The 22,812-nt window shown below is 63.4% G+C and carries 20 protein-coding genes and 3 pseudogenes; 7 read left to right on the top strand and 16 right to left on the bottom strand.

Going from position 1 to position 22,812, the window contains the following annotated elements:
• Nucleotides 1-1,248 (top strand): DUF87 domain-containing protein (locus tag H0V78_01975; protein MBA2350581.1); only part of this gene is annotated, 1,248 nt, incomplete at its 5' end.
• Between the two features lie 140 nt (nt 1,249-1,388).
• Here H0V78_01975 and H0V78_01970 read toward each other — a convergent pair.
• From H0V78_01970 to H0V78_01940, 7 genes are all read right to left on the bottom strand, one after another.
• Nucleotides 1,389-2,507: a carotenoid 1,2-hydratase gene (locus H0V78_01970; GenBank protein ID MBA2350580.1), complete on the bottom strand. Its 1,119-nt coding sequence runs from the start codon at nt 2,505-2,507 to the stop codon at nt 1,389-1,391.
• Nucleotides 2,507-5,092, bottom strand: a complete 2,586-nt coding sequence (locus H0V78_01965; protein ID MBA2350579.1) for an FtsX-like permease family protein — start codon at nt 5,090-5,092, stop codon at nt 2,507-2,509. The genes H0V78_01970 and H0V78_01965 overlap by 1 nt, the downstream gene beginning before the upstream one ends.
• Nucleotides 5,093-5,221: 129 nt before the next feature.
• Nucleotides 5,222-5,914 (bottom strand): ABC transporter ATP-binding protein, encoded by a 693-nt coding sequence (locus tag H0V78_01960; protein MBA2350578.1) that lies wholly within the window; start codon nt 5,912-5,914, stop codon nt 5,222-5,224.
• Between the two features lie 15 nt (nt 5,915-5,929).
• Complete coding sequence (gene ubiB, locus H0V78_01955) at nt 5,930-7,438, bottom strand: ubiquinone biosynthesis regulatory protein kinase UbiB (protein MBA2350577.1); 1,509 nt, start codon at nt 7,436-7,438, stop codon at nt 5,930-5,932.
• Between the two features lie 154 nt (nt 7,439-7,592).
• Nucleotides 7,593-8,174, bottom strand: a complete 582-nt coding sequence (locus tag H0V78_01950) for an SCP2 sterol-binding domain-containing protein (protein ID MBA2350576.1) — start codon at nt 8,172-8,174, stop codon at nt 7,593-7,595.
• Between the two features lie 25 nt (nt 8,175-8,199).
• Entirely contained in the window at nt 8,200-9,135 is a 936-nt protein-coding gene (locus H0V78_01945) for a Tim44 domain-containing protein (protein ID MBA2350575.1), read from the bottom strand.
• Nucleotides 9,132-10,427, bottom strand: a complete 1,296-nt coding sequence (locus H0V78_01940; GenBank protein ID MBA2350574.1) for an ATP-grasp domain-containing protein — start codon at nt 10,425-10,427, stop codon at nt 9,132-9,134. Before H0V78_01940 ends, H0V78_01945 begins: the two co-directional genes overlap by 4 nt.
• Before the next feature lie 243 nt (nt 10,428-10,670).
• Between H0V78_01940 and H0V78_01935 the strand changes: the two genes are divergently transcribed.
• Nucleotides 10,671-11,921 (top strand): methyltransferase domain-containing protein, encoded by a 1,251-nt coding sequence (locus H0V78_01935; GenBank protein MBA2350573.1) that lies wholly within the window; start codon nt 10,671-10,673, stop codon nt 11,919-11,921.
• Between the two features lie 84 nt (nt 11,922-12,005).
• Here H0V78_01935 and H0V78_01930 read toward each other — a convergent pair whose 3' ends face one another.
• From H0V78_01930 to H0V78_01915, 4 genes are all read right to left on the bottom strand, one after another.
• The gene (locus H0V78_01930) at nt 12,006-12,662 is read right to left on the bottom strand and encodes a hypothetical protein (protein ID MBA2350572.1); all 657 of its coding nucleotides are present in this window, start codon (nt 12,660-12,662) and stop codon (nt 12,006-12,008) included.
• Nucleotides 12,663-12,741: 79 nt separating this feature from the next.
• Nucleotides 12,742-14,208: a radical SAM protein gene (locus tag H0V78_01925; GenBank protein ID MBA2350571.1), complete on the bottom strand. Its 1,467-nt coding sequence runs from the start codon at nt 14,206-14,208 to the stop codon at nt 12,742-12,744.
• 16 nt (nt 14,209-14,224) lie between these two features.
• Nucleotides 14,225-14,959, bottom strand: a complete 735-nt coding sequence (gene ubiE / locus H0V78_01920) for a bifunctional demethylmenaquinone methyltransferase/2-methoxy-6-polyprenyl-1,4-benzoquinol methylase UbiE (GenBank protein ID MBA2350570.1) — start codon at nt 14,957-14,959, stop codon at nt 14,225-14,227.
• A 126-nt stretch (nt 14,960-15,085) separates the two neighbouring features.
• Complete coding sequence (locus H0V78_01915) at nt 15,086-15,496, bottom strand: DUF971 domain-containing protein (GenBank protein ID MBA2350569.1); 411 nt, start codon at nt 15,494-15,496, stop codon at nt 15,086-15,088.
• A gap of 198 nt (nt 15,497-15,694) precedes the next feature.
• Between H0V78_01915 and H0V78_01910 the strand changes: the two genes are divergently transcribed.
• The 3 genes and pseudogenes from H0V78_01910 to H0V78_01900 all read left to right on the top strand — a co-directional run bounded on the left by H0V78_01910 (nt 15,695) and on the right by H0V78_01900 (nt 18,474).
• Nucleotides 15,695-15,853 (top strand): catalase, encoded by a 159-nt coding sequence (locus tag H0V78_01910; protein MBA2350568.1) that lies wholly within the window; start codon nt 15,695-15,697, stop codon nt 15,851-15,853.
• Between the two features lie 67 nt (nt 15,854-15,920).
• Complete coding sequence (katG, locus tag H0V78_01905) at nt 15,921-18,167, top strand: catalase/peroxidase HPI (GenBank protein MBA2350567.1); 2,247 nt, start codon at nt 15,921-15,923, stop codon at nt 18,165-18,167.
• Between the two features lie 37 nt (nt 18,168-18,204).
• Nucleotides 18,205-18,474, top strand: a pseudogene (locus H0V78_01900) (DDE-type integrase/transposase/recombinase).
• Between the two features lie 220 nt (nt 18,475-18,694).
• On the opposite strand, the pseudogene H0V78_01895 reads toward H0V78_01900, so the two are convergent.
• The 4 genes and pseudogenes from H0V78_01895 to H0V78_01880 all read right to left on the bottom strand — a co-directional run bounded on the left by H0V78_01895 (nt 18,695) and on the right by H0V78_01880 (nt 21,028).
• Nucleotides 18,695-20,202: pseudogene (locus H0V78_01895) on the bottom strand (IS66 family transposase).
• Nucleotides 20,203-20,361: 159 nt separating this feature from the next.
• On the bottom strand, nt 20,362-20,688 hold the full coding sequence (tnpB, locus tag H0V78_01890; protein MBA2350566.1) for an IS66 family insertion sequence element accessory protein TnpB: 327 nt from the start codon (nt 20,686-20,688) through the stop codon (nt 20,362-20,364).
• A gap of 30 nt (nt 20,689-20,718) precedes the next feature.
• Nucleotides 20,719-20,907: a hypothetical protein gene (locus H0V78_01885; protein ID MBA2350565.1), complete on the bottom strand. Its 189-nt coding sequence runs from the start codon at nt 20,905-20,907 to the stop codon at nt 20,719-20,721.
• Nucleotides 20,843-21,028: a transposase gene (locus H0V78_01880; protein MBA2350564.1), complete on the bottom strand. Its 186-nt coding sequence runs from the start codon at nt 21,026-21,028 to the stop codon at nt 20,843-20,845. Before H0V78_01880 ends, H0V78_01885 begins: the two co-directional genes overlap by 65 nt.
• A 75-nt stretch (nt 21,029-21,103) precedes the next feature.
• Between H0V78_01880 and H0V78_01875 the strand changes: the two are divergent.
• Nucleotides 21,104-21,262, top strand: a pseudogene (locus tag H0V78_01875) (IS3 family transposase).
• Nucleotides 21,263-21,372: 110 nt separating this feature from the next.
• Here H0V78_01875 and H0V78_01870 read toward each other — a convergent pair.
• Nucleotides 21,373-22,029 carry an NAD-dependent epimerase/dehydratase family protein gene (locus H0V78_01870; protein MBA2350563.1) on the bottom strand — a complete coding sequence of 219 codons (657 nt, stop codon included), beginning with the start codon at nt 22,027-22,029 and terminating at the stop codon, nt 21,373-21,375.
• A 291-nt stretch (nt 22,030-22,320) separates the two neighbouring features.
• Here H0V78_01870 and H0V78_01865 point away from each other — a divergent pair, with 291 nt between their 5' ends.
• On the top strand, nt 22,321-22,620 hold the full coding sequence (locus H0V78_01865) for a hypothetical protein (GenBank protein ID MBA2350562.1): 300 nt from the start codon (nt 22,321-22,323) through the stop codon (nt 22,618-22,620).
• The last annotated feature ends 192 nt before the right edge of the window (nt 22,621-22,812 follow it).

Below are 22,812 nucleotides of genomic sequence, written 5' to 3'. Positions count from 1 at the left end.
TTTCTGAGCTTGTGCGAATGTTCGGTCGCCGTCGCTAACGCGCTCGACATTACCAAGGAGTACGCCGATTTCGTGACCGCTGCGGCGCGCGGCGAGGGCGTCAGCGAGCTGGCGGAAAAACTCGTCGCAAGCGATTTGCGTGAAATCAGCTTGCGCCGTCCCGATATCGAATGGGGCAAAGGCAGGGACGATGAAATGGTCACCGCCGCGCCGTACGGCGAAAACATTCTGGTCGCGGGAACTTCGGGCGGCGGCAAATCGACTCTTGCGACCGGATTTCTCGAACGCCTGGCCGAAGCCGGTTATCAATTCTGCATCATCGATCCCGAGGGCGATTACAACGAGCTCGACGATGTCGTGGTGCTCGGTGATGCTAGGCGCGCGCCGAGCCCGGAGGCTGTGCTCGATGTGCTCGAAAATCCCGAAAATGACGTTGTCGTGAACATGCTTGGCGTGGCACTCGAACACCGCCCGGCGTTTTTCGAAGGCTTGTTCGCGCGCCTGCAGGAAATGCGCAACCGTGTCGGCCGGCCGCACTGGTTGCTTATCGACGAAGCGCATTATCTGTTTCCGGCCGAGCGCAATACGCCGGGACTGCTCGATAACGTTGGCGGTTTGATGTTTCTGACCGTGCATCCCGATCACGTTTCGCCGATGGCCCTGAAGCTCGTCGATGTCGCCATCGCAATCGGCCAGAAGCCGGAGAAAACGCTGGCGACTTTTGCCAAGGCGGTCGGTGTTTCGCTTCCGAAAATGCAGTCGTTCGAACTCGAGCCCGGCGATGGCGTGTTGTGGCGCCGGGGCGCCGCGGGGGGGAAATTGGCGAAGGCGACAGCGGCAACAACGGCAGATGGAAAAGCCAGAAAGAAACGCACTGGCAAAAGCCAGGCGCCGATCTGGTTTCGCAGCACGCCGCCGAAAGCCGAGCGCCGCCGCCATCACCGCAAATATATGGAAGGCGAGCTCGAACCCGAAATCAGCTTTTATTTCACCGGGCCCGAGCAGAAGCTCAATTTGCGCGCGCAAAATCTGCAAATCTTTTTGCAGATCGCCGATGGTCTCGACGACGATACCTGGCTTTATCACCTCCAGCGCGGCGATTATTCGCGCTGGCTGGCGCAGGCATTGAAAGACGGCGATCTGTCGAAGGAGGTTGCGCGAATCGAGCAGGATGAAAAGCTCGACGCCAAAGCCAGCCGCGCCCGCATTAGGGAAAAGATAGAAGCGCGCTACACCGCTCCGGAGTAGGGTTATCGCGGTGTGATCGGACAGGGACGCTTGCCCGCCGTCCAGTTGCTTCACCTCAGACTTGGTGTGGCGTCGCGCCGCCGGCGGCTGCATGACCCGCGCGACCACCGGGACCTTGGCATCGCGGGCCATTTAACGGTTTACATTGTCAGCTTCCGCCAGTAACCCGTCAGTTCGAGATAGCCGCGGCCGATCGGTCGGCCGTTCTGCATTGCGCGCACGGCGCCTTCCCAATAGATCGTTCCTGTGCTGGCGCGCGCGTCGAATTCCTGGTCGTCGAACAGCGGCGCCAAGGTCAAGTCGAGATCGCCCGCCTGGACGCGCATGCGTATCGGGTATTCGGTAGCGGTGCGCGGCGAGCGCCAAACTCGCAGCGGGGTGAAGCTGATTTCATCGCGGCGAAAAATGCGGGTTTCCGCACCCCGGCCCTCGTCAACAGGAGGACTGCGATACGAACCGCCGGCCCACAGGCTCGCGCCGTTCGCGTCGCGAATCCGAAACGCCATCAGCGCGCCGCCATCGTTCAGATTGATCGCGGTCCAATCCCAGCCGACGGCGTTCTCGGCGAGCAGCGTGCTCGACCATTCGTGATCGAGCCAGGCGGCGCCGCGCACGCTGGCGGTTTTGCCGTCGCGCACAAGCGAGCCCGTGGCCTGCAATTGCGGCAGGCTGTAGTAATAGCTGGCTTGGGCGGCATCCGGGCCTTTGCGGCTCACGCCCTGTTCACCCTGCACCAGCGGCGGCTGAGTCGGCTTGAATGTCAGTGATAAGGTAAATTCCTGCGCCGCGATTTGCGCCGTGTGTACCTCACCGCTTTGCCGCAGCGACCAGTCGTCGATCCACACTTCGGTGTGCCCCTGCTTTGCTTCGGCAAGCCCGAAACCGCTGCGCGCGCTGCGCTCGCCGTGCTGCAGCCGGCCGCGTTTCGGATCGCTGATTGCGGCGTGCGCGAACAGCAATTGGCGCGGGGCGAACGCGCCAGGATTGTCTTCCGCGACCTGCGGCCGGGTGCGAAAAAACGTGATCTGGAAGCCGAGCGGTTCGGCGTCGGCGTCGCCTGTTTGCAGCCAGCCGGTCACATACCACCACTCGGTACGGAATTCGGGATGGCTGCCTTCGTCGTCAGGAAAGCGGAACGGAACGCCGGCAACGACCGGCGCGGGGTCGGCGGCGAGGGCAAGACAAAAAGGCGCGGCCAGAAAGCACAGCAGCGCGATGCGCGATCTTGGTCCCATAAGCAGTCCCATTAGCAGCCCCATTACCAATCCTCGCGCACGGCGTTGATGACGTCGCTGCTCATGGCGCGTCGCGCGGTTATAACCGCGGTGAGCGTCGCAGCCGCAATCAGCGCGGCTGCCAAAGCCGTCAGCGCTAACCAGGGCAGGTGCAATTCCATGCTCCAGTGAAACGATTGCCGATTGACAACGTGAATCAGGATCAGGCTGATGACGAATCCGAGCGCGATGCCGGCGATCGCGCCCAGGGCCGCCAGCAGCGCGCTTTCGATGCCGAGCATGGCGATGATTTGCCGGCGCAGCATGCCGAGGTGGCGCAGCACGCCGAACTCGCGGCGGCGCGCGAGCATGGCGGCGCTGAAGCCGTTGGCGACGCCGAATAGTCCGATCGCGATGGCGATGGCTTCCAGCACATAGGTGATGGTGAATGTGCGGTCGAACAGCGCCAGGCTGCGCGCGCGCAATTCGGCGGTCGTGCGGATTTCGAAGGATGCGCCGCCGAGGACTTCGGCGAGGCCCGTCGTCACAGCTTCGGCGGCGCTGCCCGGCGCAAGCCACAACGCAGCCTGATTGGCGCGCGTATCGCCCGTCAGCCGTGAATAAACATCGCGCGCCACGACGATCGCGCCGTGTTGCCGCGCATAGTCGCGCCACACACCGGCGACGAAAAAACGCTGCGTCCGCCCGGCGATCGGCAGTTCGATGAAATCGCCGGGAGCGTGGCCGTAAAGATCGGCGACGGCTTCGGAAATCCATACTGGCGTAGCGCCTTTGGGTGGTGTCAGGGCGGGACTGCGCAGCGGGATGACGCTGCCGGCATTGGCCGGCTCGATGTCGCGCGCGATCAGGGCGACGGTTGGCTGCGTCGGGTCGAGCGCGAGATTGCGCACAGTCAGAAAATCGGCGCCGGCAACGCCGGGCAACGCGCTGATCCGCTGCTGCTGCGCAAAGTCAAACCACACGGTGTCGGCGCCGCGGCCGGCGTGCAGATAGAGATCGGCGGGCAGCGCTTGAGCCAGCCATTCGCCGAGCGATCCCCGAAACGAAGCGACCATGATCGCCATCGCTGCTATCAGGCTGAAGCTGATCAGGAGCGTAGCCAGACTGACGACAGCATCGCCGGACGCGTTGCGCAGGCGCGCGAGCGCGAGTTGCGGTTCGACCCGGCTCGGTATCGGTACAATGTCGAACAGGCGTACAGCGATCTGCGGCAGCAACGCAATGGCGCCGAAAAGAATCAGCGCAATCGCGGCGTAACCGAACCACGGCAAGCCTTGCACCGCCGGCATCAGGGCGGCGAGCACGCCCGCGGCCAGCAGCGCCAGACCAGGTGCCGCGCCGGCTCGCCTCGGCATGGTTTGTTCCGCGCCCGCGTGCAACGCGACAGCCGGTCGCACTGAGCCGGCGTCGAGTGCTGCGACCAGGCTGCCGAAGACCGCGACCGCGATGCCGAGCGCGGCAAAGCCCGCGGCGGCCAAAGGGGCGATGCGCGCCTGCGGCTCCGCACCGCGCGCGAAGCCGCCCGCCGTTTCGACGATGGCGTCGCCAAAAATCTGCAAACCGAAATGTGCTGCCGCGAAGCCCAGCGCAACTCCGCACACGGCGCCCAGTCCACCGATCAGCGCACCCTCCACGAGCAGCAGGCGCACGAGCTTGCCGCGCTCGAGCCCGAGTGCGCGGAGAACAGCGAATTGCGTGCGGCGGCGGACGACTGCCAGCGCCTGCGTCGAAAATATCACGAAGCCGCCGGTGAACAACGCGATCAGCGCGAGCATGTTCAGATTGACCCGATAGGCGCGCGACGCCGACGCCGCGCGTTCGTCGCTCTGCCGGGCCGTTGCCGCGTGCACGCCGGCAGGCAGCATTGGGCTGACCGCCGCGAGGAAATCATCGGCATCGACGCCGTCCTGCAACTGCACGTCGATGCGATCGAGCCGGCCGAGACGCTGCAGCCGCCATTGCGCGCCGGCAATATCCATGACGCCGCCGCCGTCGGGCGCGAACGCCGATATGCCGATGACATCGAGCGCGATGGTTGCGGACCCGACTTGCAGAGTCAGCGTGTCGCCGGTCGCAAGGGCGAAGGCGCGAGCCGCTGCAGGATGCAAAACGATGGCGTCGGTTTGCAGCAGCGAAAGCGTATCGTTGCCGCCGCCGTCGCCATTGCCGCCATCGGCGGCGACAAGTCCGAGCGCCAGCGCCGGCTGCAAACGGGCGGCGCGAAACGGATCGATACCCAGTATGCGCACGCTGGGATCGTCCTCCGCGGTTTGCCCCGCGACCCTGGCATATGCGTCGATAACCGGACTGGCGGTCACGACCTGCGGCATGCGCGCGATTTGCGGATAGAGCGCTTCGCTGAAGCCGCCTCCGGGAGGGCTCGCGCCACGCGGCGTGCGTATTTCGATATCGGCCGAACCGCCGAGCGCGCGATTGGCGCGCGTGAATTCAGCGAGCGCCGCGCGATTGATGATGTCGATGGCGACGCCGAGCGCAACGCCCAAAGCGATGCCGACGATGCACAAAACCGTGCGGCCGCGCGTCTGGCGCCAACTCGCCAGAAAGACAGCGCGGGCGAGCGGAAAGCGGGGCGGGGCGTGAGGGTGCATGTCGGCAAGCAAAGGTTAAATCGTCATTCCCGCGCAAGCGAGAATGAGGACTGGCTACCCGCCACTGTGTTGAAAAAAGCCTGGATTCCCTCGTGCGCGGGAAATGACAACCACCATTTTCCCACGCTTTCACCCTTCGCTGCTCGCTCCACCCCTTGCGTCCAGGGTCAATGCGCCGAGTTCATTCAGCCGATACACTTTATCGGTCATCGCGGCGGCCGACTGCGAATGCGTGACCACAATGCCGATGGCATGGGCAGCGCGGACATGTTGACCGAGCAGGCCAAGCACCTGGTGCGCGTTGGCGCTGTCGAGATTGCCGGTCGGCTCATCCGCAAGCACAAGTCGGGGCGCGTGTATGAGCGCGCGGGCGATGGCGACGCGCTGCATTTCGCCGCCCGATAGTTCGCGCGGAAAGCTTCGCAGGCGCGGGGCGAGGCCGACGCTGTCGGCGATCGCCACCACGCGCTCCGCGGATTCCGCGCGCGGCACACCGAGCAGCGCCAGCGGCAGGCCGATATTCTGCGCGACCGTCAGGTGCGGCATCAGATGAAACGCCTGAAACACGAAGCCCATGCGTTCGCGGCGCAGCCGCGTCATGGCATCGTCGTCGAGGGTAGAAAACGGAATGCCGTCGAGTTCGATGACGCCGGCATCGGCTGTATCGAGCCCTGCGATCAGGTTTAGCAGCGTCGATTTTCCCGAACCCGATTCGCCGGCAATAGCGATGTATTCGCCGCCCGCGACGCTTAAATTCACATCGCGCAGCACCAGGCGCGCGCCCGCGCCGCCGTAGGATTTAGCGATGCCCTGGAGCGTCAGGTTCCCTGCCAAGGCTCACAATTGCCAGATGAAAAGCCCGGCCAGCAACGCCACGAGTAACGCGAGCATCCAGTTCATGCGCTGCTGCTGGCGGGCGATGCGCTCGATTTCCTGTTCGACGCCATGGATGTGATCTTCGGAGAGTTGGTAGTGCATAAGCCGCGGCAGTTGCGGCAGCATCGCGCCCCATTGCGGCGCTTCCTCGCGGATATGGCGCAGCAGGGCGCGCCAGCCGAGTTGCTCTGACATCCAGCGCTCGAGGTGCGGTTGCGCGGTGTCCCATAGATCGAGATCGGGATCGAGTTCGCGGCCGAGACCTTCGATGTTGAGTAACGTTTTTTGCAGCAACACGAGTTGCGGTTGAATGACGATGTTGAAGCGGCGCGAAATCTGGAACAGTCGCAACAGCACTTTGCCAAACGAGATTTCTTTCAGCGGCCGATCGAACACCGGCTCGCAAACCGCGCGGATGGCCGATTCGAATTCGTCGACGCGGGTATCGGCCGGCGCCCAGCCGGCATCGATGTGCGCCTGCGCCACGCGCTTGTAATCGCGCTTGAAAAATGCCAGAAAATTTTGCGCGAGATAGCTTTTGTCGCCGTCGGTCAACGTGCCCATGATGCCGAAATCGAGCGCGATATAGCGTTCTTCTGCATCGATGAAAATATTGCCGGGGTGCATGTCGGCGTGAAAAAAACCGTCGCGGAAAACCTGGGTGAAAAAGATCTCGACACCGGCCCGCCCCAGCTTTTTGAAATCGACGCCGCGCTCGCGCAGGCTGGCGATATGGCTGACCGGCGTGCCGTGCATGCGCTGCATGGCCATGACTTCGGTCGCGCAATAATCCCAGTAAACTTCGGGTACCAGGAGCAGCGGCGAATGCTCGAAATTGCGCCGCAACTGGCTCGCATTGGCGGCCTCCCGCATCAGATCGAGCTCGTTGTGCAAATGTTTGGAGAACTCGCTGACGACTTCGCGCGGCCGCAGGCGCTTGCCGTCGCGCCACAGCGTTTCAATCAAGCCGGCGCCGATGTCGAGCAGTGCGAGATCCTTGTCGATGATGCCGGCGATGCCGGGACGCAGGATTTTCACCGCGACCGGCGTGCCGTCGTGCAGAGTCGCGAAATGCACCTGCGCGACCGACGCGCTGGCGACCGGCTGCATGACGAACTCGCGGAACACCAGCTTCAGCGGCTGACCATACACGCGCTCGAGAATCCGTGTCGCCAAAAGCGGCGAAAAAGGCGGCACCTGATCCTGTAGTTTGGCCAGTTCGTCGGCGATATCCGCGGGCAACAGATCGCGCCGCGTCGACAGCACCTGGCCGAATTTGACGAAGATCGGGCCCAGCGCTTCGAGCGCCAGACGCAGGCGCACGGCGCGCGGCTGTTCGAGCTTGCGCCAGAACAGCGTCGACTTGATCAGTACGCCGAGCGCGCGCACGCGCTCATGGCCGAGGAAGAACTCTTCGAGTCCGAAACGGTAGGAAACGGTGAGAATCTTCAGGAAGCGGATCAGACGCATGCAAGATTCTAACCGTTCGACATCACGGAGGCGAAGAAACGGGGAACGCGGCTCCTGGCCAGGAACGAAGGGAAATCAGGGGGCTGAAAAATACCGGCAGGATTTCGTGAGCCGGGTTCGAGCCCGTTCCCGCGCAAGCAGGAATCTCGTAATTCTATCGGGGCGGCAACGCTCTTTCGACGCGCTTCTCAAAGCGCGCAACGTCATCGCGCAAAGTATCGACATCGCGCACGAATTGCCCGACGCGCGCCGATGTTGCAACCAGTTGCCGCTCCTCGGTCCAGTATTCCGCGACCGATGCCGATACGCTCGCCGTCACCTGTTTACGCCAACGATTGAGGCTTTCCGCGACGCCGACGATACGATGGGCGGCAATATCGCCGACGACCCGGCTCAAATCCTCTTCGGCGTCCCAGCGCAGATTTTTGGCAAGGAAACCGACATCGCGCGCGAATTCGCCGTCGCCGGTCGCGCTGACTTCGTCCCATGCCGAGGCATCGCCGGCGGCGATGCGCGCGGCAAGCCCGGCGGACAGCGTAAATGTCGTATCGGCGACGGTTTCGGCCGCGGCCGCTGCGACGCTACCGCCGTCCTGTACGGTCAGCGCAATGGTTACCGGAGGCGCCTTGAACACCGCGGTCTTGCCGGCGTGTGGCGCCAACCGCGGGGCCGCCCACGACGCGTGGCGCAGCAGATGATTGATCGCCGCCGCAGCGGCGCTCGACGACAGCTTCATTGCATCAAACGACAACTCCACAACATCAGGCGCGCGGCTCGCCCGTAGTTCCAGCTTCAGGCATCTGCTGGATACCGGCGATCAGCCAGACCGATTTCCGATCGCGCAGCGATTTCTGCACGTGCCAGACTTCATCGAACGGCTCGGTCGGCCCGTTTTCGGTTTCGCGGATCAGCCCGGAAAAGCGCACGCTGGCGATCGCAAGTTCGCCTTCGGTGACGACATCCAGCATGTTGGCGTCGAGTTGAATGACTTCGGTCTTCTGCGCGACATCGCCGCGTTCCTGCATTTCCATCGCCAGTTCGGCGTACATTTCCGGCGTCGTGTAGTCGCGGATATCGTTGAGATCGCGCGCGTCATTCGCTGCCTGCAGGCGGATGAAGCTGGTTTTCGCGCTGCGCAGGAACGGCGCCGGCTCGAAGCCGGGCGGGTAGGAGACCGATTCGGTTACTGCGCTTTCACTGACCGGACGCGGATCGCGCGCGGACGAACCTGTGTACGGCTCGCGTGGCGGCGCATAGGAGCCCGGACCCGAGCCCGCTGAATCGCGCGTGCCCGAAATCGGCGCCGGCTTCATGCCGGAGAAGCGCGTGGCGTCGTTATTGTTGGCCGCGCTCTTTTGCCGCAGCATGCGCACCACGAAAACGGCAGCGCCGATCAATAGCATGATCATGGCGATATCGAGGAAGCGTATGCCATCGAACGCGCCGCCGAAAAACAAGGCCGCCAGCAAACCGCCGGCAGCGAGCCCGGCGAGCGGCCCGAGCCAGCGGCTACCTGCCGCCGGCGCAGCGGCAGCGGTCGGAGCTTGCGCCGGTGCGCGCGGCGCGGCTTGCTGGCCGATCGCTTCGCGCTGTTTGCCGATGTTTCTGCCGCCGCCCATGCGCCGCGCTTCGGCATCGATCGCGATAAGAGGCAAGCTCACCAGCCCTACGAACAGCAGCATCATGAATTTTTTCATTTTCCATTCTCCTGACAGGAGCAGTTGTTGACAGGAACCGATTCTAACACCGGCACTGCCGTATCGAAGTCAAAGGCCAGCGCTTTGTGGGCGCTGCGTAGTGCGGCTTCGACCGCATCGGCCGTTGCCGCGTGGGCGAAAATGAATCCGAGGTAGCTTGCCCCTTCCGGCAATGGAACCAGCAATTGATTTATCTGCGCAGTGATTTGGATTGCGCTGATGCCCGATATGTTCAATGCCGTTTCGACATTTCTCGCACCGCGAAAAATGCCGCGCTTCGCGATCGGCAGCATCATGACGCCGCTTGCCCCGCCTGGCCGGGCCTGCGATAGAGGCAAGTCCAGCGCGTGACGCAGGATCAGTTCTTCCAGACTCATGCCGAGCGCATGCCGCAGCACATCGCTGCACAGGCCGCCGATCGAGCGCGCGGCGATTTCGAGCAGCCAGATGCCGTCGCGGTTGACGCGCATCTCGGCGTGGATCGGCCCGGTCGTAATATCGGCGATGCGGCAGGCGCGCTGGACCTCGTCCGCGATCTGATGTTGCAAGGCGGAAGACAGGCGCGATGGCGTCACATACAGCGTTTCTTCGAAGAACGGGCCGTCGAGCGCGTCGGGCTTGTCGAACTGCGCGAGCACGCGGAGCCGGCCCTGGGTCAGCAATCCTTCCAGCGCATATTCGCGGCCCGGGATGAAAGCTTCGACGATCAGGCCGAGATCAGCCGCGTCGCGGTCGCCGAGGCGCTGAATCTCCCGCGCCCGCTCGATTGCGCGCGTGAACTCGTCGTCATTATCCGCGCGGATCACGCCGCGGCTGGCCGAAAGGCGGCGCGGCTTCACTACCAATGGGAATGGTAGCGTCGGCGGACGCGCGGTTTCGCCATCCGGCAAATGAACGAACGGCGGGCAGTTGAAGGCATGCGCGCGCAGCAGTTCGCGGAAATGAAGCTTGTCGCGCAGCCGCCGCACCGCTTCGAGCTGGTTGCCCGGAAGGCCGAGATGCTGATTCAGCAGCGACCCGAGTTCGAGCCCGGCGTCGTCGACTGCTAGAACAGCATCGAGTTTGCGTCGTGCGAAGCCGTCCGCGCCCGCCAGTATCCTCAGCACGGTTGCGGCTGCGTTCTGCGGCCGGTCGAACGGCACCGCCAGGGTGGCGGGCAATCCCCAGGACGGCGCCAGCCGATGGCAGTAATCGGCGCAAGCGACGATTTCGACATCGAGCGCCTTGCCCGCCGCGAGAAAAGCAGCGTTGCGATACGAAGTTGTCGGCAGTAGCAGCAGGACGCGGCGCATGAGGCAAAGATCAGGAATGGGGAACCACACAGACGATTATAGCGAGCGCGCTTTCGTCACGGTTTCGTCGATCGGGCGGCGTTACCGTTTGTCGGTCGCAGCATCGCTTTGAGCGGCTTGTCGAGGGACCGGCCGGGAACACCGTGCTAAACTCCCGCTCGCTGATTTGTCGGTGGATTTTACAAAGTTTTCGCCACTATCATCGCCCAGGCGCGCTCTGCGCCCTCTCTATAAGGACACAGCATGACCGTAGAAAATACCGCGCCAGCGTGCCGCTTTTGCGACGCCGAACTGCGCCACTCCCTGGTCGATCTTGGCATGTCGCCTCTGTGCAATACGCAGGTCGAGCCGCATCAGTTGAATCATATGGAACCGTTCTATCCGCTGCACGCGTATGTCTGCGAAAAATGCTTTCTGGTGCAACTCGGCGAATTCGTATCGCCGGACGCGATCTTCAGCGATTACGCGTATTTTTCTTCGTATTCGGATAGCTGGGTGCAGCACGCCAAGCGCTATGCGGATATGGCGGCGGAACGGTTCAAGCTCGGCGCCGGCAGCAAGGTCATGGAAATTGCCAGCAACGATGGCTACCTGCTGCAGCATTTCGTCGCAAAAAAAATTCCGGTGCTCGGCATCGAGCCGGCTGCCAATGTCGCCAAAGTCGCAGTCGAGAAAGGCATTCCGACCACAGTACGTTTTTTCGGCACGGAAATCGCGAAGCAGATTCTGCAGGAACACGGCCCGGCCGATCTCTTGCTCGGCAACAACGTGCTCGCCCACGTTCCCAAACTGAACGATTTTGTCGGCGGCATGAAGGTCCTGCTGAAGCCGGGCGGCACGATTACGATGGAATTCCCGCATCTGATGCGGCTGATGGAAGAAAACCAGTTCGACACGATTTACCACGAGCACTTTTCGTATTTCTCGTTCTACACCGTACAGAAAGTTTTCGCCAAACAGGGGCTCACGCTGTTCGACGTCGAAGAGCTGCCGACGCACGGCGGATCGCTGCGCATATTCGGCCGCCACGCCGAAGACAGCCGGCGGGTTACCGAGCGCGCGAAGGAATTGACCGCGCGCGAACTCGCCAAAGGCGTCGACAAGATGGAAAGCTATGCTTCGTTCGGCGAGCAGGTCAGGCAGACCAAACGCAAGCTGCTCGACTTCATGATCAAGGCCAAAAACGAAGGCAAAACCATCGTCGGTTACGGCGCGCCGGGCAAGGGCAATACCTTGCTGAATTACTGCGGCATCCGCGAGGATTTCGTCCAATACACGGTCGATCGCAGCCCGTACAAGCAGGGTCGCTACACGCCCGGCACGCGTATCCCGATTTTGAGCCCGGATGAAATCCGCCAGACCAAACCCGATTATTTATTAATTCTGCCGTGGAATCTGAAAGACGAAGTCATGCGGCAAATGGCCTATATCCGCGAATGGGGCGGCCAGTTCGTGGTGCCGATTCCGGAGGTTAAGGTGCTGGCCGGGTCGTAGTCCGAGTTCGTAGTCCGAGCCTGTAGTTCAAAGCGCGCCAGCGCGGAGAAGGTTGTCCGCGGCTGGCGCGAATTACCGTTTTGGTCACGGCGTCGATCCGGATGGCGCTACGTTGCCGCCCACCTTGCCAGTCCGGTAAGACATCAACTCGACAATGTTCCAATCACCCTTGATGACGTTGCCGCCGAACGGATCGCGGCCGCGCGCAACGTCGCGATATTCCGAACGCGTCTCGCGGCGCACGATCTGCCGCAGTTCCGGCGCATACCATTCGATCTCGTAGACCTCGGTACCGCTGCGCCACCACTCGTCATCCTCCAGGTAAACCTGGCGGCGGATTTTCAGCGTATCGAATTCCCCGGCCGGCACCTTGATGCGCTCCCAGCCCAGCGCCTGGCCGCGAACAGTCGCCGGAAAGGTTCTCTTATCCGCTGTCACGGTGGTATTCATAGTCCAGTTTCGCCCGGCCTGCAGCGGAAACGAATAAGCCGGCTCCGGGTACGCATACTCGACGCGATTGATGAGCGTATCGCCCAATAAGCCCCATCCTTCCGTGCTGCGCAATTGCCCGGCCTCGAGGCCGTTGTAGGCGTTGATCACCTGGTAACTCCAGACGGCGTTCGGATCTGGCGCCGGGGCTGGCACCAGTTCGCCGTGCGGGGTCGTACTGGCGCAAGCGGCCAGAGCTATGGCCGAAAGCCACCCGCAAATGGCGCGCGGGTTTACAGTCAAGTGGTTCACAGGATTTAGAGACGGGATAACCATCAAGGTTGCACGCGCGCGCGGCGGCAGCCGCGTTTCCCACGGCGCGCGTCAGCCGTCAGAAGCTTTGCAACTGCTGCGAGGTCGGTTCGGCGCAGCAATACCAGGGCTCTGACAAATGCGGAATCGGATGTCCTAAGCAGTGCTCGCCGATGGCCGGCGCAGCAAGCCCGAGCGCGGCTTGCGCGAGCCGCCAGACGCGGACGAAGGTTTCTCGCCTGGGCAAATCGGCAGTCCGGGCGACCAGCGTCTGCACCGCAGCCTGCAGATCGTCGACTCGCGCATCGCTGTGCCGCCACGGGTAGCCCAGCATCGCGGCGTCGAAGTCGCCGATGCGGTCCGCGAAGCCAGGCAGCCTGAGCAGATAAGACCCTGCGGGAATCAGGAGGCGGATCGCAAGCTGGATCGGCGGCACGGACTCGACTAGCCGCAAATCGAGCAGACGCTGCAGCAGCGCGATATAACCCGGCAGCGTGGTCCACGGCGTGAACGCGACGAAAGTCGGCGCGAGAGCGATTTTCGCTTCCCGCATCAATCCGACGGCGCGATCGAAGTCAGCACTGCTGTGATTCTTGTCGAGCAGGCGCAGCACGTCGTCATCGACCGACTCGACCGCCGAGGTCACGAACAGGCAGCCCGTGCGCTTCAGTTCCGGCATCAGATCGGCGTGCTGAAGCAGATGCTGGATCTTGATCGTGGCGTCGTAACTGAGTTGCGGAAATTCGTCGTGCAATGCGCGGACGAGTTTCATCGCGTGCGTCGGCCCGTTGAAAAAATCCGGGTCGCCGAACGAAATATGCTCCGCGCCGCACGCGACCTGCTGGCGAATGTCGCCGAGCACGATGTCGAGCGGAACGATGCGGAATTTGCCTTCGTAGACCGGTACGACCGGGCAATGCCGGCACAAGTGCTTGCAGCCGCGGCTGGCTTCGGCAAAGCCAACGATACGCTTGCTGCCGACGCCCGCTTCATCAGGGTAAAGGAGGTGCGCGTAGCGGTGCAGCGCCGGCAATCCGCTGCGGTCGGGAAGCCGGAACGCGATCTTGTCCAAACTGACGGACGGCTCGCTCTGCTGCGCCGATTCGCCGGCCGCAAGCTTTTGCGCCAGCGCGAGCAATGCGGGCTCGAATTCACCGCCGAGTATGGTTTGTACGCCGAGGTTTGCCAGCAGCATTGCGTTCATCGGCGCATACAAGCCATACACGCAGAGATGCGCGCGGGGAGCGATTTGCCGGATACGCGGAATCGCCTCGACCGCGATGCGCGTCGCGGTATGCATGCCGACATAGAGCGCGACCAGAGCAGCGTCGGCCGGCAGACAGGCATCGAGTTTTTGCAGCGACAGATCGATGCAGCTCACATCGAACCCGGCGTGCTTGAGCCAGGCTGCCGGCTCGGCGAGGCCGAAAGGCTGACGGCCGAGTTCATACGGATTGATCAGGACAACTTTGCCCGGATCGAGCGCTATCTGGTGTGATGCGGAAGCAAAAATGGGGTTGGAAATCTCTGATGAAGTGTCTTTCATGGAAGCGATTCGAGCGCTAAAACTTGTATCCCTTGTGCACCGCGACGACACCAGCGCTCAGGTTGAAATAGTCGACACGCTCGAAACCGGCGCTTTCCATCAACTGCTTCAAATCTTCCTGCGCCGGATGCATGCGTATCGATTCGGCCAGATAGCGATAGCTGTCGGCATCCTGCGCGACCAGCTTGCCGAGCCGCGGCAAAACCTGAAATGAATAGGTGTCATACAGGGGTTGCAGCGGCTGCCAGATTTTCGAGAATTCCAGCACAATGACGCGACCGCCGGGGCGCAGCACGCGCAGCATTTCGCGCAGACCCTGTTCCTTGCGGGTCAGGTTGCGCAAACCGAAAGCGATGCTGACGCAATCGAATCGGTTCGCCGCAAACGGCAGCCGTTCGGCATCGCACTGGGCAACCGGGACAACGAGGCCTTCATCGAGCAGGCGGCCACGTCCGCGCGTGAGCATGGCGTTGTTGATATCGGTCAGCCAGAGCTCGCCGCGCGCGCCGATCTTGCGCGCGAATCGCGAACTCAAGTCGCCGCTGCCGCCGGCAAGATCGAGCACGCGCTCGCCTGGTTTGACGGCAGCGATATCGACGGCAAACCGTTTCCACAGCCGGTGCATGCCCGCTGACATCAGATCGTTCATCAGGTCGTAACGCGGCGCAACCGAATCGAACACGCCCGCTACTTTTGCAGTTTTTTCGCTTTCCGCGACGGTCTGGAAACCGAAATGCGTCGTATCAGTCACGTGACAAGCATGTATTTATTCGTCGTCCCGCGAACGCGGGAATCCAGGATTTCTGGATACCGCTCCCAGCGAGAGGTGTTGAGATACTTGCAGATTGGCGGCGCACGAGTTTAGACAAGCTTCCCGCTATTTCGACTTGGGCCGCGCTTCGAACGGCCCCGCGCCGGGCTCGCGGCTGGCGCCTGCTGCCTGCATGCGATCCAGGTATTCCTGCCACATCTCGTCCTGGTGCACGCCGTACTCGTACAGCAGGTTCCAGGAATAGATGCCGGTTTCGTGGCCGTCCGAAAAAATAAGGCGTACCGCATAGACGCCAACCGGATCGACGGCGGTAATCTCGACATCCTTTTTCCCGACCTGCAGCACTTCCTGTCCGTGACCATGACCGCGCACTTCGGCGGACGGCGAATAAACGCGCAGGAACTCGCAGGGCAACCTGAAAATCCGGCCATCCGTGAACCCGACTTCAAGAACGCGCGATTTCTGGTGCAGCTTGATTTCGGCAGGCTGCGGCGTGCTGCCTTCCTGAACTGCCATGACATTCCCTAACGCAGTTGCAAGATGGAATCATACACGAGGCTTCGAGCCGACTCGGGCAGGCTGCGGGGTAATTCGGCAGGAAGCGTCGTGCGTTGACATCAGCTCGCCTGTGTCTTACATTGGCAACTGGCTTAGAACAAGTCTAAAGCCTCTCATCCTCTAATCGAGCTTTTATCCCTTGTTGCAAGGAGTCCCATCTTGACGAACAAAATTTTGACGACGGCGACCGGCGCGCCGGTCCCGGATAATCAGAATTCGATCACCGCCGGACCGCGCGGCCCGGTACTGATGCAGGACCACCATTTGCTGGACAAAGTTTCATTGACCATTGCGATGGCGATAGCCGTAGACTGATTCGACTTCGAGGCTGCGCGCCACACCGCGCAGCGAACGCCCAAGCCACCTGACGGAGATAGAGCCCATGAACAGTGAACCCAAGTGCCCCTTCCACCAGACCGCCGGCGGCGGCACCAGCAATCGCGACTGGTGGCCCGGCACGCTGCGTGTGGACCTGCTGCACCAGCACTCGGCCAAGTCCGACCCGATGGGCGCCGACTTCGACTACCGCAAGGCATTCCAGAGCCTGGACCTGGCGGCCGTGAAGAAGGACCTGCATGCACTGATGACGGATTCGCAGGACTGGTGGCCGGCCGACTTCGGCCACTACGGCCCGCTGTTCGTGCGCATGGCCTGGCACAGCGCTGGTACTTATCGCATCGGTGACGGCCGCGGCGGCGCCGGCCGCGGCCAGCAGCGCTTTGCGCCGCTGAACAGCTGGCCCGACAACGTCAGCCTGGACAAGGCGCGCCGGCTGCTGTGGCCCGTCAAGCAGAAGTACGGCAATAAGCTCTCCTGGGCCGACCTGATGATCCTGGCCGGCAACGTTGCGCTGGACAGCATGGGCTTCAAGACCTTCGGTTTTGCCGGCGGCCGGGCCGACGTGTGGGAGCCCGACCTCGACGTCTACTGGGGCCGCGAGGACAAGTGGCTCGGCGGCGACATGCGCTATTCGCAAGGCTCGCCGGGTGTCGAAGAAAGCCATGGCGTGCTGGTGAAGGACGACGACAGCCAGGTGCCGCACACGCGCGACCTGGAAAACCCGCTGGCCGCCGTGCAGATGGGCCTCATCTACGTCAACCCCGAAGGCCCCGACGGCAAGCCCGACCCGGTGGCCGCGGCGCACGACATCCGCGAAACCTTCGCGCGCATGGCGATGGACGACGAGGAGACCGTGGCCCTGATCGCCGGCGGCCACGCCTTCGGCAAGACCCACGGCGCCGCACCCGCCGAGCACGTGGCCAAGGAGCCCGAGGCCTGCGCGCTGGAAGAGCAGGGCTTCGGCTGGCGCAACAGCTTCGGCAAGGGCCATGGCGGCGACACCATCACCAGCGGCCTGGAAGTCACCTGGACGACCACGCCGACGAAGTGGAGCAACGACTACTTCAAGCACCTGTTCGGCCTCGAATGGGAACTGACCAGGAGCCCGGCCGGCGCGCAGCAGTGGGTGGCCAAGGGCGGCGCCGGCGCCGGCACAATTCCGCACGCACACGACGCCGGCAAGAAGCTGGCGCCGACGATGCTGACGACCGACCTGTCGCTGCGTCTGGACCCGGCCTACGAGAAGATCTCGCGCCGCTTCATGGACCACCCCGACCAGTTCGCCGATGCCTTTGCCCGCGCCTGGTTCAAGCTGACGCACCGCGACATGGGCCCACGCGCGCGCTACCTGGGCGCCGACGTGCCGGCCGAAGAGCTGATCTGGCAGGACCCGATTCCGAAGGTGGACCATGCGCTGGTCGACGCCAGCGACGTGGCCGCGCTGAAGCAGAAGGTGCTGGCGTCGGGCTGCACGGTCGCGCAGCTGGTGTCCACCGCGTGGGCCTCGGCTTCGACCTTCCGCGGCTCCGACAAACGGGGCGGCGCCAACGGCGCGCGCATCCGTCTGGCGCCGCAGAAGGACTGGGCCGTGAACGAGCCCGAGCAGCTGGCGCAGGTGCTGGGCAAGCTCGAAGGCATACAGGCCGAGTTCAACAAAGCCGGCGGCAAGAAGGTGTCGCTGGCCGACCTGATCGTGCTGGCAGGCAATGCCGCGGTCGAAAAGGCCGCCAAGGACGCCGGCCAGACCGTCAGCGTGCCGTTCACGCCGGGCCGCATGGACGCTTCGCAGGCGCAGACCGATGTCGCCTCGTTCGCGCCGCTGGAGCCGGTCGCCGATGGCTTCCGCAACTACCTGAAGGGCCGCTACAGCGTGCCGGCCGAGGCGCTGCTTATCGACAAGGCCCAGCTGCTGACCTTGACCGCGCCCGAGATGACCGGGCTGATCGGTGGGCTGCGCGTGCTGGGTGCGAATGCCGGCGGTGCGCGACACGGTGTCTTCACCGACCGGCCGGGTCAGCTCAGCAACGACTTCTTCGTCAACCTGCTCGACATGAAGTCGGAATGGAAGGCCACGGGCCGCGATGCGGCCGAGTTCGAAGCGCGGGACCGCAAGAGCGGCGGCGTGAAGTGGACCGGCACGCGTGTGGACCTGGTGTTGGGCTCGAACGCGCAACTGCGTGCGGTGGCCGAGGTCTATGCCGGCGCCGATGCCCAGGCGAAGTTCGTGCAGGACTTCGTGGCGGCGTGGACCAAGGTGATGAATCTGGACCGCTTCGAGCTGGGGGCATAGGTTTTCAAGCGCCATCTTCTGTCCCCAGGCGGCACGGGTGCTGGACCTGTACTCGCGCCGAGCAGTAGGCTGGTCGATGCAGCCAATATGACTTCGCAGCTCGTGGCCGACGCGTTGATGATGGCCGTGTGGCGACGTGGCAGGCCGGTGACGCTATTGCATCACTCCGACCAAGGCAATCAGTACACGAGCGAAAACTTCCAGCAACTGCTGGCGGCACAAGGCATCACCTGCAGCATGAGCCGTGCTGGCGAAGTCTGGGACAACTCGGCCATGGAGAAGCTTCTTCAGAAGCCTGAAGACTGAGCGTAAGCGTCTGGCCGCGGCATCTTGAGCTGAGCGCAATGGCGCCCGACCATCCCGTGCATGACGAACGTGGTGCAGAGGGTCTACATCGGGTTTGTAGCCCGACTCGCCCGCTGGCTCAGGGCCGGCGCCATGCTGGCCTGCATGAGCCGGCACTCGGGCACGTTGTCGACGCTGCGCGGCGGCTCGACCTGGTGGACGTCAGCCGTCAGGCTGCCACCATGGGGCAGCAACTCCTCGATTCGGCTGTTCAACTGCGTGGGCATGCGTGTGAGCACGTTCTGAGGTAAGCCCAAGGGTCATGCCCGTTGAGCTTGGCCGACTGCACCAGACTCATCACCACCGCGGCTCGCTGGCCGGCCAGTTCGCTGCCCACGAACAACCAGTTTTTTCTTCCGAGAGCGCAGGGCCGAATCTGGTTCTCGGCGTGGTTATTGTCGATGGGCACATCGCCGTCGAGCAGGAATTGCGTCAGCGCCGCCCAGTGGTTCAAGCTGTAGTCGATGGCCTTGGCGGTGGTGCTGCCCTCGGGCACGCGCGTGCGCTCCAGCCGCAGCCACAGGTGCAACTCCTCGCACAGCGGCGCGGAGCGCTCCTTGCGCATTTGCAGCCGCTTGTCGGCGTCTAGCTCCCTGGCGTCGGCCTCGATTCGGTACAGCCACGCGATGCGCTGGATGGCTTGGGCGGCGACCTCGCTCGCGTTGGCCTGGACCAACTCGTGGAAGTAGCGTCTGGCGTGCGCCATGCACCCTGCGCTGAGTCGCCCCTGCACGGCCAGTGCGGCGTCATAGCCCGAGTAGGCGTCGGCCACCAACGTGCCCGACCAGCCCGCGAGGAAGTCAAACGGGTATTGGCCCCCGCGCCCGGCGCAGAAGTCATAAGCCACGCCGGGATCGGGATCGAAGGCCCCGCGCGCGTAGACCCACATGTATGCCTTCTTGGTCTTACCCCGACCCGGGTCGAGCAGCGAGATCGGCGTCTCGTCGGCGTGCAGCAAACCGGCAGCCGAGCACGAAGGCCCGGTGCGCCTCGTACAGCGGCATCAGCTGCGCGCCGGTCTGCCCGCCCCAGGCCGCCAGCGTCGAGCGCGGCGTGTGCACCCCCGAGCGGGCGTTGATCTGTTCCTGCCTGTAGTACGGCAGGTGGTCGACGAAGCGGCTGATGACGGTGTGGGCCTGCAGCCCCGGGGTTGGCAGCGCGTTGTCGAAGACCTGCGGGCGGCCGGCTCTTGCACCAAGAGCTGGCAGCACCGGCAGGCCCATTTGCCGCGAATCTGGCGCTGCACGAAGAACTGCGCCGGCACGATATCGAGCCGCTCGCTCACGTCCTCGCCCACGCGCACCATGGGTTGACGGCACTCCGGTGTCGGGCAGTGGGTGTCCTCGGGCTCGACGCGCTGGTCCACGCGCGGCAGGTGTGCCGGCAGTGCTTCGCGCTTGGGTTGGCGGCGTGGCTCCTTGTCTGGTGCACTGCGGCCTGCGGCGGGGGTCTGCTGCAAGGCGGCGAGTTGGGCTTCCAGGCTGGCCTGGTCGGCGGCCAGTGTCTCTTCGAAGATCTCGCGCTGCTCGGCGTTCATGCGTTCGGTCTTGGCACCGAACTTCCAGGCCTTCAGCCGCGCGAGTTGGAACGTGATGCTCTCGATCTTGGCGTCGCGCCACTTGATGGCCTGCGCTTGGCGATCGATGTGTTTGCTTTGCTCACCGATGTGGGCCAGCATTTGCGTCGCCATCTCGGCCAGTTCGGCTGGGCTCAGAGCCTTGGTCCTGGGGCTTTATCGCATGCACATCGCGCATGCAGTCATTGTGCAATACCCCAATTCAATCTATTCTCAGTGAATATTCCAATTGCATTTGTGCAATCCATTCGGGCGACAATTACATTCGAGTAATTATTGCATTTGCTCCAGCCGCTGCCAGGGAAGTCCGAGTATCAGAGCGTCGAATTGCTCCTTGGTGAGCGTCACGGACGCCGTATCGGCGGCGGCATCGCGCGGCCACACGAAGCTGCCGGCATTGAGCCGGCGTGCTGCGCACCACACACCGAAGCCGTCGTGCACCAAGAGCTTGATGCGGCTGGCGCGCGCGTTGGCGAAGATGTAGCCGTTGTGCGAGCGCGCAGCACCGAAGACCTGCACCACGCGCGCGAGCAGGCGGTCCGCGCCGGCGCGCAGGTCGATGGGCTCGACCGCGAGCCACAACGAATCGATGCGGATCATCGAAGCAGCTCTCGCATCCACACCGCGCAGTCACTTGCCGCCGTCGGCCAGGTGATCGTCATCGTCGTGGCGCCACGGCGCAGCTCGATTCGGATGTCTGCGCAGTCCTGCCGCGCCGGCGCAGACACCGACACCGCAACGAACTCCCTTACGCTCACCGGCGTGGCACACCAGCACCTTCAAGCGCAAGCCGCCGCCAGCGGTGCACGACGTTGGCATTCACCCCGTGCGACATCGCCACCTTGGCCACCGACGCCCCGGGCGCCGCGCATTGCTCGAGCACTTGCGCCTTCAGCTGCGCGCTGTACCTTCGCCGCGAAGCGGTTCTCTCGTCTGCCATCGTGTCCACCTATTGTCTTGATGGACACGATCCTTCACGACAGGGGCATGGGGATCTAGATGCCGCGCCTGGACGCTTACGACTGAGCGCACGGCGCGCAAGGTCTACCGCTCACGCGAGCAGGCCCGGGCCGACGTCTTCGACTACATCGAGCGGTTCTACAACCCGACACGCCGGCGTTCTACGCTCGGCTACGTCAGCCCGATAGAGTTCGAGAAAGCTCAAGAAGCTTAGTAGGTCGGTGTCCATTGAACCGGCAGCAGCCCACCGTCCGGATCGGCCCATTGCACGCCTCGTGCTGCGTTGCGGTTGCAGTGGCCGCGGATCACCGCACGCACGGTAGGTCACGCGCCCAAGCGATTGATCTCGGCGTTCTCCACCACGGCCGGTGGGTTGTCCTGTGCGAGAAGCGCCAACATCGCCCGGCCGACACGCTCGGTGGTGGTCAGCAAGTTGGGCAGCAGTCGGACGCCGATGCCCATGAAAGGGCCGCCGAGTGCATAGGCCGCCGCCAGCGTACGGTGCGGGGAGCGCACGCCGTGAACCGGCTGGATGCCGCCAGGCCGCAGCATCACCGTGAGGATCGGCAGCGCGGCGAGTGCGCGTTCGGTTTCGCCTTTCACCCGCAGCGGCATGAAGCGGCTGTCAGGATCGGCGTGCGCGCCGGAGATGTAGACGAACCTCAGGTCCGGATTGAGGCGCGCTAGCGTCTGCGCCACCGATGTGGTCAGGTCGAGAGTCACGTGGCGGTATTCGTCCTCGGGCGTGCCGATGGGCGGGGCGCCGGCACAGTACAGGCAGGCATGAAACGGATGCAGGAGGTCTTCGACTGCACTCAGGTCGGAGAAGTCGGCATGAACCAACTCATTCAACTTCTCACTCGAATGACTGGTGGCGTGGCGTCCCAGTGACACCACCTCTTTCACACGGGAATCGAGCAGGCATTCGCGAAGCACGCCCTGGCCGACGAGTCCGGTGGCGCCGGTGATAAGGATGCGCATAGTTGGAGAGTGACGCCGCCACTGTACGGCAGGCTCGGTTTGCACAATACACAGAACCATGCTCGCCTTTCGCTCTTAAGTCGCCTCCGTCCGGCGTCGGGCCGATGCGGTCGCGACCTATGCCTAGAACAATTGCGAGCCGCCCAACCCCCGGGCCTGCAGTCCCAGGTGCGTGAGGATGCGCTCGATCACCGGTGCTTCGAGAATGGCCGCGATGATCTTCAGCTCGCCGCCGCAGTTCGGGCAGTGCTCAAGGTCGATCTCGAAAGCGAAGCTTAAGCGAAGACTAACTTGTACTCAAGTTATGTCGCAGCTAAGACCCGCTTGAGCAGCCGGGCCCAGCTGATGCGCGCCGTCCGGCCGTGCGCGTTGCGGGCACGTGTCAGCGGGCTCTACCGCAACACGAGCCGCGTTCACCAGTTCTTCCTGAAGACCGGCAAGCTGCGGCTCGATGAACCCGTGCCGACGAGCGTTGACCAGATCTGGGTAGGCGACCTCACGTACCTGCGTCTAGGAAAACAGTGGCGCTACCTGGCTACGGTGATGGATCTATTCTCGCGCCGAATCGTTGACGGAAGAGCCGTGAGGTAGCGGGTGGCGGCTAACCCTTCCATCGAGCGGACTGGCCTTCGGCCAGCCGCTCATGTCAGACGTTCGAGGCTGTAGAAAAACGCCTTTCCCGCTGGAAGCTGACCGTCGCGCGTTCCATACACGGTTGCAAACGAGGCAAGGAATTCTTGCTGGTCGACGCGGCTTACGCGATTAGCGCTTCGTGTCGTTCTT

The organism is Burkholderiales bacterium (genome assembly GCA_013695435.1).
Lineage (GTDB): Bacteria > Pseudomonadota > Gammaproteobacteria > Burkholderiales > JACMKV01 > JACMKV01.
Note: the sequence above shows the minus strand (reverse complement) of the source record. Positions and strands in the feature narration are given on the sequence as shown.